At 43.7% G+C, this 12,286-nt stretch carries 10 protein-coding genes; 2 read left to right on the forward strand and 8 right to left on the reverse strand.

Annotation, left to right across the window (positions count from 1 at the left end; translation table 11 throughout):
- Positions 1-3: 3 nt before the first annotated feature.
- Complete coding sequence (locus tag ACYFDN_RS00175; protein ID WP_483509573.1) at positions 4-1,404, reverse strand: PTS mannitol transporter subunit IIBC; 1,401 nt, start codon at positions 1,402-1,404, stop codon at positions 4-6.
- A gap of 12 nt (positions 1,405-1,416) precedes the next feature.
- Entirely contained in the window at positions 1,417-1,917 is a 501-nt protein-coding gene (locus ACYFDN_RS00180; protein WP_016403309.1) for a PTS sugar transporter subunit IIA, read from the reverse strand.
- A gap of 241 nt (positions 1,918-2,158) precedes the next feature.
- Here ACYFDN_RS00180 and ACYFDN_RS00185 point away from each other — a divergent pair, with 241 nt between their 5' ends.
- Positions 2,159-2,935: a DeoR family transcriptional regulator gene (locus tag ACYFDN_RS00185; protein ID WP_483509575.1), complete on the forward strand. Its 777-nt coding sequence runs from the start codon at positions 2,159-2,161 to the stop codon at positions 2,933-2,935.
- 44 nt (positions 2,936-2,979) lie between these two features.
- Here the strand turns inward: ACYFDN_RS00185 and ACYFDN_RS00190 are convergent, their stop codons facing one another.
- From ACYFDN_RS00190 to ACYFDN_RS00200, 3 genes are read right to left on the reverse strand one after another with little or no spacing between them, the layout of a single operon-like run.
- The gene (locus tag ACYFDN_RS00190) at positions 2,980-6,039 is read right to left on the reverse strand and encodes an efflux RND transporter permease subunit (protein WP_483509577.1); all 3,060 of its coding nucleotides are present in this window, start codon (positions 6,037-6,039) and stop codon (positions 2,980-2,982) included.
- A 2-nt stretch (positions 6,040-6,041) separates the two neighbouring features.
- Positions 6,042-7,106: an efflux RND transporter periplasmic adaptor subunit gene (locus ACYFDN_RS00195; RefSeq protein ID WP_406611310.1), complete on the reverse strand. Its 1,065-nt coding sequence runs from the start codon at positions 7,104-7,106 to the stop codon at positions 6,042-6,044.
- Position 7,107: 1 nt separating this feature from the next.
- Positions 7,108-8,187: an efflux RND transporter periplasmic adaptor subunit gene (locus ACYFDN_RS00200; protein ID WP_016403314.1), complete on the reverse strand. Its 1,080-nt coding sequence runs from the start codon at positions 8,185-8,187 to the stop codon at positions 7,108-7,110.
- 165 nt (positions 8,188-8,352) lie between these two features.
- On the opposite strand from ACYFDN_RS00200, the gene ACYFDN_RS00205 reads away from it, so the two are divergent.
- A complete protein-coding gene (locus ACYFDN_RS00205; protein ID WP_221073748.1) occupies positions 8,353-9,087 on the forward strand; it encodes a TetR/AcrR family transcriptional regulator in 735 nt (244 codons plus the stop codon).
- Between the two features lie 11 nt (positions 9,088-9,098).
- On the opposite strand, the gene ACYFDN_RS00210 is transcribed toward ACYFDN_RS00205, so the two are convergent.
- The 3 genes from ACYFDN_RS00210 to gabT all read right to left on the reverse strand — a co-directional run bounded on the left by ACYFDN_RS00210 (position 9,099) and on the right by gabT (position 12,284).
- On the reverse strand, positions 9,099-9,455 hold the full coding sequence (locus ACYFDN_RS00210) for a hypothetical protein (RefSeq protein WP_016403316.1): 357 nt from the start codon (positions 9,453-9,455) through the stop codon (positions 9,099-9,101).
- Complete coding sequence (locus ACYFDN_RS00215) at positions 9,456-10,814, reverse strand: voltage-gated chloride channel family protein (RefSeq protein WP_483509580.1); 1,359 nt, start codon at positions 10,812-10,814, stop codon at positions 9,456-9,458.
- 189 nt (positions 10,815-11,003) lie between these two features.
- On the reverse strand, positions 11,004-12,284 hold the full coding sequence (gene gabT, locus ACYFDN_RS00220) for a 4-aminobutyrate--2-oxoglutarate transaminase (RefSeq protein WP_483509581.1): 1,281 nt from the start codon (positions 12,282-12,284) through the stop codon (positions 11,004-11,006).
- Positions 12,285-12,286: the final 2 nt, after the last annotated feature.

The following is a 12,286-nucleotide window of genomic DNA, read 5'->3' on the forward strand; positions in this document are numbered from 1 at the left end:
AGCTCAGGCTTTAAGGCTTGCGACTAATTTGTCGTAGAAGCTAGCATCCATGAAGTTTCCGATACTCACGTGACGAGCACTAGGTAACTTCTCTTTGGCTCTGGCAGACAACTCTTGTTGAGTAATTACAATGTCGGCATCATGCAAATCGTTGATGGCTGAATTGGTGACATTGATATCTAAGCCTGCATCTTTAATCTTGCCTCTTAGCACTGTGGCGCCCATAGCTGATGAGCCCATACCTGCATCACAAGCAACAACAATAGATTTCACTTCACCGCTAGCAGCGATTGAAGCGCTAGCACCTGCAGGGATTTGACCTTTTGATTCTGCTTTGTTGGCATCAACCGCTGCTTGCGCTGCTTCTAAGTCATCAGTCTCTGATGCGTCTCGACGAATAATCACCGATGCAACTAGGAATGAAGTTGTTGCTGCAACAGCAATAGAACCTAGGGTTAGCAAGATACCCATACCACCAGTAGACATAAGCACTAAGGCAAATACCGAACCTGGAGATGGTGGACCTACCAAGGCATTACCAGTAATCATATTGAAAGCAACACCTGCCATACCACCAGCAATTACCGCGATGATTAAGCGTGGTTTCATTAAGATGTATGGGAAGTAAATTTCGTGGATACCACCAAAGAAGTGGATAATAGATGCGCCATACGCTGATTTTTGAGCAGTACCTTTACCTACAACCATATAGGCAAGCAAAATGCCTAAACCAGGACCAGGGTTAGTCTCGATAAGATAGAAAATAGAAGCGCCAACTTCAGCAGATTGCTCAGCACCAAGTGGAGTAAATACGCCGTGGTTAATTGCATTATTCAAGAACAAGATCTTAGCTGGCTCAACAATAATCGATACTAGCGGCAATAAAGAACGGTCTACAATCCAGCCCACACCATCGCCTAACGCGGTAGTTAGCACCGAAACCACAGGGCCAATAATCACATAAGCAACCATTGCCATGATCATGCCGATGATCCCAAGCGAAAAGTTGTTTACCAACATCTCAAAACCCGGTTTAATTTTACCATGCACCCAAGTATCAAACTTAGAGATTGCAAGACCACCCAGCGGACCTACTATCATCGCGCCCATAAACATGGGGATGTCGGTTCCCACAATAACACCCATGGTGGTCACGGCACCAGCAACAGCTCCGCGATCTCCGCCGACAATTTTACCGCCGGTGTAACCAATCAGTAGAGGTAGTAAATACAAGATCATTGGTCCAACTAAGGCGGCCAAACTCTCGTTAGGTAACCATCCTGTTGGGATGAATAAAGCTGTAATTAAACCCCACGCGATAAATGCCCCGATATTTGGCATAACCATCGCACTCAAAAAACGTCCGATTGACTGAACGCCAACCTTTAAATTGTTAGCAGACATTAGTCTAACTCCTTATTCCTTTATGCTCGTAGTTGCTTTGAAATTTGACTCAAACGCCAAGTTCAAGCTGTCGAGTATCACTCGCTCTTCATTTGTTGTTAGCCATAGTTCTATCATCGAAGGATCTGTCATTAATTGAGCAATCGACGAAAATACATATGACTGAGACTCTCTAAGCTTTTTTAAATTTTCTTTTAGAGGTACAGCAAGCAAGAAGATGATGCGAACATCCTCATCCTCTTCATTCCAGTAAAACTCATCACTCTTTACTCGAACGAAACACAACACCGGTTCATTGATGTGTTGAGTAATTACGTGGGGAATAGCAGTATGTTGCCCGGCAAATGTACTAACAATGTTCTCGCGTTTAATAATGTCGTTATATAAGCCGGTTGGGTCTGTGGTTTTACGTAACAAAAACAATTGAGCACATATGCTGTATAAAGCTTCATCTTTAGACTCAGCTTCAAAGTCGAGCAAAATGCTTTGTTTTGTTATCAGATCCTGATTCATTGTTATCCCTCGCATCACGTTAAACCGAGTATAGAAAGTGAAATTTATGTGTCAAAGAAGGTGATTAGATTTGACGTCATATAACGATTGGCTTTAACAAAACAGCAACACTCGCATTTTTATAGTCAGAACTAATCATAGGCAATCATTTTCAATCAAAAACTCTGTGATCGGGGTAAAAGTTTTCAAATCGTAATCAACTACAATCTTTTTTAATCAAGAAGATTTCAAGAGTTTTCAAATGCCAGCCAAGCTTCGTCATAATAAAATTTTAGACCACCTCCAAGAGAATACTGTGGCCAGTGTTCAACAATTAGTAGAGCTTCTAGATTGCTCTCCTGCGACAGTTCGCCGCGACATTATCGACCTAGATACTCAAGGAAAATTAAAAAAGATACGTAACGGCGCCGAGAAGATACTCTCGCCCAATGTTGTTAGTTCACCCGGTATGGTGGGGTTTTATCCAAACATATCTGACTATGAAAACTATGAAAACTATGAAGAGTCAGACCGCATAGCGCGTAAAGCAGTAGACTTGTGTGAAGTAAGAGACAACATTTTTGTTGGTGAAGGGCAGATCCCATTCTTATTGGGGAAATATTTAACTGATACCCATGTGCATGTTTACTCTAACTACCTGCCTTTGCTTACTTATTTGATTTCTCAGAGCTACCCTCACCTAGTTGTTTTGGGTGGACAGTACATTAAAAGCCAAAGCTTATTAGTGTCTCCAGATAACCATACTTCGTATCAGGGGCGCTATTTAATAGTAAGCGGCGACGGCCTTACCGAAGCCGGTTTAACTAAGTCTGCCTTACTTACCTTTATGGAAGAAAAAAAGATGCTGCAATACGCCGACAAAGTTGTCGCGATGGTATCGGCAGATAAAGTGGGCGTATTTGGAGGGTTATCGCTGTTTAGTTTAGATGAGATAGATATTGTGATTACCGGAGAAAACGCCGATAAGGCGATGATTGAACTGCTTCAAGAAAATAACATTCAGGTGTATTTGGTCTAAATATTACTGATAGTAAAAAGGGCGCTAATTGCGCCCTTTTTCATTTATGCTTCGCTAGGTTTTATTCGATAAAACAAGGCATACAATACCGGAACAATCACTAGAGTTAGCACGGTAGCAAAACCAAGACCGAACATAATGGTTACCGCCATCGAGCCAAAGAACGCATCAAATACTAAAGGCATCATACCCAAGATAGTGGTTAATGCTGCCATACTCACCGGCCTTACCCGGCTAATTGCGCTATCAACTACCGCTTGGTAAGGGTCTTTGCCTGAGTGAGTCTCAATGTTAATTTGATCCATCAGTACAATGCCGTTTTTCAACACCATACCACTTAAACTCAACACGCCTAATAAAGCGGTAAAGCTAAATGCCGAGTTGGTTGCAAGTAGGCCAATCGCCACGCCAATCACCGCTAACGGCACCGTGAGCCAAATAACAATAGGCTGGCGAATAGAGTTAAACAAAAACACCGTAATGATGAACATAAACAGATAACCCATTGGCAATGAGCTAAATAGTGCTTCCTGTGCATCGTTTGATGACTCGTACTCACCACCCCACTCTATCGAATAACCAACAGGTAAAGCGATAGCTTCAACTTGAGGACGTAAACGACCAAACAAACTAGCCGCAGTTTCATCGCCAAGGATGTCATGGTCTGCTAATACCGTTAGCGTGCGCTTGCGGTCCTGGCGTTGAATAAGCGGTTCAACCCAATCTAAGCTAATGTCATCCACTACTTGTTGAATAGGCACATAAGTTTGCAGCGCCGGGCTCCAAAGCTTTAGGTTTTGCACCGTTGAAAAATCAACCCGCTCTTCTTCTGGTAAACGAACAACAATTGGCAACATCTCGGTACCGTCTCTAAACAAGCCGATGGCGCTTCCACCAAAGGCCATTTGCAAGGTGTCAGCCAAATCTTGCTTGGAAATACCTAAGCGGCGAGCTTGAGACTCATTAAACTGAGGCAGCAAGTCTTTAGTCCGTTCGCGCCAATCATGACGAATGTTTCGCGCTCCAGCGTCAGCATTAAAAATGTCCTCAACTTGAGTGGCTATATCTCTAAGTACTTGCGGATCAGAACCAATAATTCTCGCTTCAATCTTAGAGGCAGGTGATGGACCAATTTCCATTAATCGGAACTGAAAGCTCACTTGCCTAAAAGAATCACGCAAGCTGGTATCAAGCTCGCGCATCAGATCTAACATTTGTTCACGGTCAACCACTCGAACTTGCAGCTGGGCAAACGCTTCGTAGCTTTTCTCTGGGCTGTAAGTAAGGCTAAAACGTTGCAAGCCTTGACCTGTAGTAGAAGTAACAAACTCTACTTGCTCTTTGTCTAACAAAAAGTCTTCTACTTTTTGAACTTGCTTATAGGTGTCACGAATATTGGTGCCTTCTGGCATCCACATATCAACGTAAAACATTGGCGTATTTGAAGGCGGAAAGAAAGAGTTCTTTACTAGGCTAAAGCCGTAAAACGCTCCAGCTAACATCATTATCATCACTGCTACTGTTAGCATTCTAAAGCGCAAACAGAACTTCAATAAACGGCCAAACACAACAAATAAAACACCTTTGTAGGGGTCATCATCGTTTTGTTGTTTTTCGCTGGTTTTAGACGACAACAATAAGTCAGCAAGAAAAGGCGTTAAGGTAATGGCAGTAATCCAACTCAAAAAGAGTGAAAAACAAAGTACCCAAAACAGTGAGCCCATAAACTCACCCGTAGCATCAGGCGATAAGCCAATTGGTGCAAAGGCTACAATGGCAATCACCGTTGCGCCTAATAGCGGCCACTTAGTTTGTTCTACGATGTCTTTAGCGGCTTGGACTTTCGTTCTGCCTCGTTGCATGCCAACCAAAATACCTTCAACAACTACAATGGCATTGTCGACCAACATCCCTAGCGCAATAATTAATGCGCCAAGCGAGATCCGCTGCAATTCAATGTCGTAGATACTCATCAATATGAAAGTACCCATCACCGTTAATAGCAACACCGCGCCAATAATCACTCCGCTGCGCAGACCCATGGTAAACAACAGCACCACAATAACGATACCCACCGCTTCGGCCAAACTAAGCACAAAACCGTTAACCGACTGCTCAACTTCTTTGGCTTGATTGTAAAGCGTGTGAATCTTAATCCCGGCAGGTTTAATGTTTTCAAGCTCGGCTAAACGCGCGTCAACAGCCTCTCCCACCTTAACCACGTTAACCCCAGAGGAAAACGAAATACCTAGGTTTAGTGCAGGTTCGCCATTGTAATTAAGCAAGTTACTGGGTACTTCCTGCACATCACGGGTAACGGTAGCTACGTCTTTTAAGCGAATAAGATTACCGGTATCGCGACCATGAATAATTAGGTTTTCAAAGGTTTCGATAGAATTTAGTTCACCGGTTGGGCGTAATGTAAGCGTTTGGGAGTTAACAGTAACCTCACCTGCACTAATCACAGCATTTTGCTGGGCTAATAATCCAGCTACAGTGTTCATATCTAGGTTTAGCGCAGCCACTCGTTTAAGCGACATTTCTACAAACAATTGCTCTTGTTGGTCACCCGCTAAGCTAATTTTCCCAACGCCATCAACGACTTCTAGCTCACGTGTTAAATAATCAACATAGCGCTTTAACTCTACGTAAGAATAGTTCTCGCCGGTAACCATTAACATTACGCCATAAACATCACCAAAGTCGTCCATAACCTGAACAGGGTTTACACCTGGCGGTAACGAGGGCTCCAGATCATTTACTTTACGTCTTAACTCGTCCCATATTTGCGGCAGTTCATCAGGACCATAGTCCATCTTCATGCTCACCATAATTTGCGACAAACCAGCTGATGAGGTGGAGGTTACCTTGTCTAAATAAGGCAACTGGCGAATCGCCTTTTCTAGAGGATAGGTCAGCTCTTCTTCTACTTCTGTGGATGTAGCGCCAGGGTAAGAGGTAATAACCATGGCATCTTTAACCGTAAAGGCAGGATCTTCCAATCGCCCAAGGTCAGCAAAAGACACTACGCCACCAACCGCCAGAATAACCAAAAACATCCAGCTTATAACTTTATTTTTTATCGAATATTCAGCAATAGTCACGCTTATTGCTCCTGAGATTTAGTGGTTACAGAAAGTCCATTTCTAAGCTTGGCTAAGCTTGAAACAATGATTTGGTCGCCTTGGCTTAAGCCTTCACTTACTAACACGCCTTTGGTATGTATTTGTGCTACTTGAACTTCAACCTTTTGGGCACGCCCTTCGGTCACTTTCCATACATAAAATTGTTGATCGTTATTGCCAGGATCTAATGCTGTCATAGGTAACAAGTATCCACTGCGCCCGACCAGTCCAGCCGCATCTAAATCAACATACATAGTGACAGAGGTTCCCGGCAAAATAGCTGGCTCGACTTGCGGCATACTCATCCATACCTCAAACGCTTGGGTTTCGGGATTAGGCTCGGAGGTATGTTCTAAAAAGGTAATTGGGTAAAGTGTATCGTTACCTGCGTATTTTGCTTTAGGTTGGTAATTATAGTTACGTTCCGTTGGGTCTATTTGAGCAAGCAAGTTATCGGGCAACTGCAGGCGAACATAAACTAAATCATCTTGGTAAATAGATACTGCGGTCTCGCCAGGCGTTACTGTCTCAAAAGACTGCTTTGGCACTTCTGCAACTAGGCCTTCAAATGGTGCGCGCAACTGGCTGTATTTAAGCTGCGCTTTAGCCAACTGGTAATCTACACCTGCCAACTCATAGTTAGCTTTAAGTACATCGTATTCTTCTTGAGACAATAAGCTTTTACCTACCAAGCCTTGGGCTCGGTTTAACTGGCGCTCGGCTAGACTAAACGTAGCTTGGGCATCGTCTACTTGTTGTTTTAGCTTTCTATCATCAAGCTGAGCTAATAGTTGACCCTTTTTAACGTGTTGACCAGGCTTGATCGACATTTGTGTCAATTCGCCGGCAATACGAAATGATAAAGGCGTCAATTCTGCTGGCTCAACGCGGGCATTAAACTCTCGTTCCGGCTGAGCTGCTGACTCATTAATACTAATAGTTAATACTGATAAGGCATTATCGGTGACAGTTTCTACTGGCTCACTACATGCTGAAAGCAAGGTGGTAACGGTTAGCGCAGCCAATGTATGGATTCTTAACAACATTCTAAATACCTCCTTCACGTTGCCAAGGCCGTATTATTTGGCCAGCATTTAACGACTTAGCGCCTGCAACTACAATGCTATCTCCGGCATCTAAACCTTTAATAACCAAACCTTGTTGATTTAGTTGTACGTCCACTGCTTCTATTCGCATTGTTTCAGGCACCACTCGCCACACTTGCGCTTGCTGCTCATCAATTTGGATGAAAGCACCTTTAGGTAAGGCTAAGCCGTTATCGGTTTCAGACTCATTACGCACATAAACCGCACCAGACATGCCAGGTAAGATGTTTAAGTGCTCTGGCCTTATGATGGTTAAGGTCACCGTATAACTATTGGTATCGGGATCAGGTTGGGTAGAGATCTCTTTAAAACGAGCGGGTAACTCGACACCTTTAAAGTTTCCTAAGGTCACCCATAGTTTTGCTTCACGTAGTTCGGCTAAATTCAGGCGTTCGGTAATAGTTACAGGTAAGTTAAAGACTAAGTCTAATTGCTCATCGCCCAACAAACTCAACACTGGCTGTTTTGCACCGGCAAACTGGAATTGCTTTGCGTAAGTTAGTGATACAACCCCGGAGAACGGCGCATGAAGTTTGGTGTAGGCTAAATCAGTGGCCGCTTGGTCCAAATTAGCTTGTGCTTCTGTGTAGGCAGTAAGAACTTGATCGTAGTTATCCTCGGAAATCAACTTCTTAGCAAATAACTGCTCTGATCTTGTACGACGAGCTTTCTCTAAATCAAATTGAGCTTTACGCGCATCAACAGCCAATTGAAAATCATGAGGGTCAAGAGCGGCAAGTAAATCCCCTTTATTTACAAACTGCCCCATTCTCACGTTCAATTGCTGTATTTCACCTGATACTTGAAAAGCCAACTGAGCTCGGCTTGTCGCTTGAACCTGCGCTACGAAGTTGTAGTCAACAGCGTTGAACGTTTCTGGCACTTCCAATAACTTCACGGGTTTTACAATTTCAGTAACTGGCTCTGAGTGAGCGGGTTCGCAAGCTTGCAATACCAGCATCATCAGGCCCACAAAACTAAGCCGCTGCCAAACGGCTTTGTTTGTTAAATTTGTTCTCATTAGTTGCTCCAGTTGAACAAACAGTCATATATACTTTCCAGGCGGAAAGTATATTGATCACTTGCTTGCCGATCAAGCTTTACTTTCCACATGGAAAGTAAAATTTGTGATAGACTACGCTTAGTTTAAAAAGCACTGTGAATTCAAGTTAAGTAATTATAGAAGATGACTGAAAAACGCACCGGACGACAAAGCGCCAAAGTAGCAGAAGAAACCCGCACTAAGATTTTAATCGCAGCCGCAGATCTTTTTGCCAGTAAAGGCTATGCCGTTGTATCACTGCGCGCGATTAGTGAACAAGCTGGTGTGTCTCATACCCTCATCCGCCATCATTTCGGCTCTAAGCTACAGATTTGGCAGCATATATGTGACTGCATGCACCAGCAATTTTTAGCCTACGTAAACTTATTGGTTGCTGAGCAAGAACATGGCTTGTCTTGTCGTCATCAGTTGTTTGATTTGCTAATTAAGATCTTAGCTGCACTGCAGGTCGACCCTCAGCCGGTTAGGCTGCTTAATGATGCAGTAAATAACGAACAAGAATTGTTTGAGTATTTCTTAGAAGAAGATGATCAAGTACGAAAGATTCTTGAAGACCTTGTGATTGAATGCCACAAGCAAGGATATGTAAAACACTTCAACATTGGCGAACTAAAATGGTTACTAACCATTTTTGCCACCTCTTCTTCAACCTTAGCGCCATTACTAGCTAAGCCCTATCCTGGCGAAACCGAAGAGTTTTGCCAATTAAAAAGCTGGCAAATGTTTAGCCGCTTACTGGCTAGCCAACTCGATATTGATGAAAAAGATATACCAAAACCGGAGAGACTAAGTGATTTAGTCATTGATGGTTCACCCTGCCCATTTAAAGCTCAGCGACAAGCCATGGAAATGGCTTAAGATTGCCAAGGCTAATCTGGAAAGATGACCTTATTCCACTCAGGAATGGGTGTGTTATAAGGGTTTAAACGCCAAGGCCTGGCTTTGGTTTTCTGCTCGATAATCTTGCAATACAAGCTAAGGTGATGAGTTTTATAGCCTTTGGCAAATTTAAAATTCTCTTGTTTGTCTTGAATCTCCATCCACACAATATCTGGGCCTGCAGAAAGCTGACAACGGATTGGCCGATCAGTGTTTGAGGTGACGGTTGCTTTTAACTCTTCACCTTCAAAATGGGTGGTCAAGTTGCCAGGGTAAGCAAACGCTATACTTGGCCATAACAATATGGCCAATACTAATAAAGATGAGTGACGCGTTTTAGCTTGCATTTATTTGCTTCGTTTTTTTAACCAAGACACCAAACGGTTATTGGCCGCCCTAATTTCACCCAAGGTTTTTTCGTGCGCCGCAAAGTTTGTAGACTTTGGTACTGCCACCCGTTGCGCCGAATAAATACCAGTGTGACCACTAAAGTAATAGGCAACAAAACAAGCTACAGCAAAATACAGTAAATGATCGGAGCCAAACAACTCAACACCCATAATGGTACAGGCTAAAGGCGTGTTGGTAGCTGCGGCAAACACTGCAATAAAACCAATTGCTGCAAACAAATCTACTGGTGCGCCCATTATCCACGCCAAGGTGTTACCTAAGGTAGCCCCGATGAAAAACAATGGTGTTACTTCACCGCCTTTAAACCCAGCAGCAAGAGTGATTGCCGTTAGCAACAACTTAAGCATCCAGCTGTACCATTCAGCTCCTCCTTCGTTAAAGGCACTTATTATACTTACCCCGCCTTCACGATAACTGTTAACTCCCAGACCTATGTAGTCTTGATTACCAATTAGGCTCACAATGCCAATGACTATCAGCCCACCAATTACTGCTATCAAATAAGGGTTCTTAAATACGTGTTTAAAGATATCTTTAAGTACAAACACCGTTTCGCCAAACAGGTAACCAGTTATACCGAACGCTACAGCGGCGATAAGCACCTTACCTAACATGATCAAATCTACATGAACCACATGCTCAAACAGCATCACGTGTTCCAGAAAATCGATTTTGTATTGGGTATGAGGCGTGCCCCAAGCGGAACACACTAAGTCAGCTAATATCGCTGCAAATAAAGCAGGGATAACTGAATCGAAGCGGATCCTACCTACCGCCAAGACTTCAATCGCGAAAATAGTGGCAGCAAGAGGCGTGCTAAATAAGGCGGAGAATCCAGCTGCTACCCCAGCGCTAAGCAAAATCTGATAGTCTCGACCACTAAGTTTGAATAGCTTTCCGTATGCGGCACTGCATGCTCCTCCGATTTGAACGGCGGTTCCTTCGCGACCGGCAGAGCCACCAAACAAATGAGTAACTACTGTGGATATAAGTACCAAAGGCGCCATACGAGCAGGAATACCTGCACCAGGTTGATGGATCTCATCAATGATGAGATTGTTGCCTGATTCGGAGTTTTTTCCAAAGCGGCGATAGATAAAAACCACCACTACGCCAGCCAAAGGCAAGAAGTACAACAAGTGAGGGTTATCGGCTCGTGTATGGCTAGCATAATCGAGCAAATACAAAAACAAGGCGTTTAACGAACCTACCACAAAGGCCAAGGGGATTAGCAATAACAGCCACCTTAGTAAAACAAGTAAAGTGCTCGGGCTATTGGGCAACGGGTGCGGCATTTTATTTCCTATAAAACGTTAATTACTTAAGCAATTTGGAAAGCGAGGCTATCACAAAACATTGCTTTTAATCATGACCTTAGATAACAACATAGCTAAGCAGCAAGCGCTTGTATAGCTTTAAAACAACAAAAAAAGCAGCGCTTAGTGAGCACTGCTTTAAGTTAACTTGTTTGAATTTGCTTTGAATTAACCGGCTAAAGATTTAAATAAGCGACAAAACTGCTGCATACCTTCATCAACTATCTCATCCTCAATAGTTAGTGCTGGTAGAAAGCGAATCACATTCCCATAAAAACCACAGGCTAATAGTACAAGGCCATAATTTGCGGCATTGGCAATGAGCGCTTGAGTTAATGCCGTATTGGCGCGGGTTACATCGCCATCTTCGATGAGCTCCATGGCAATCATCGCCCCTGAGATCCGAATGTCGCCAATCAGGTCGGGAAATTGCTGCTGCAAGGAATGCAAGTATTCACCAAACTGTTGGCCAATTCGATTAGCACGCGCCACCAAATCTTGCTCTTCAATCACATCAAGAACCGCCAAAGCCGCGCTGCACGCTACCGGCGAACCACCGTAGGTACCGCCTAATCCACCAGGTAAAGGAGCATCCATGATTGATGATTTCCCAACCACCGCCGACAACGGAAAGCCGCCAGCAATGCCTTTTGCCATGGTAATCAAATCAGGCTCAACTTCGGCATACTCGCAATTAAACATTTTGCCGGTTCTTCCAAAGCCAGTTTGAATTTCATCCATGATTAAAACGATACCGTGTTGGTCACAAAGCACTCTAAGTGCCTGTAAGAATTCTTTAGGAGCAGGATAAAAACCACCCTCACCTTGGATAGGCTCAACGATTAATGCCGCTACATCTTCTGCAGCGATATCGACCTTAAAGATGTTGCTGAGTGCTTGCAGGCTTTGCTCACTGCTTATACCGTGCATTTGCATAGGGTAAGGGGCGTGATAAATGTCTCCGGCAAAGGGGCCAAATTGATGTTTGTAAGGCGTAATTTTTCCGGTTAACGCCATAGTAAGATTTGTTCTACCATGAAAACCACCATTAAACGCAATAACCCCGCGACGCCCAGTAGCAGCCCGTGCGATTTTAACCGCATTTTCGACCGCTTCTGCCCCGGTGGTTACAAACATGGCCTTTTTATCGCTATCACCTGGCGCAATAGCTACAAGCTTTTCTGCTAACTCTACTGCGCTCTCGTAGGGATTAATCATTACACAAGTATGGCTAAACTTATCCAGTTGCTGTTTTACTGCAGCCACAACTTTTGGGTGGCTATGGCCGGTATTACATACAGCAATACCAGTGGCAAAATCGATATAACGCTTACCTTCTACGTCCCACAGCTCTGCATTTAATGCTCGCTCAGCATAAACTGGATAAACATTGCCTTGGCCGCGTGCAATAACGCTTTGTTTTCTTTCTTGTAGTTGTTGGTTATTCATCC

It is taken from the genome of Agarivorans sp. D1326, from assembly GCF_056958115.1.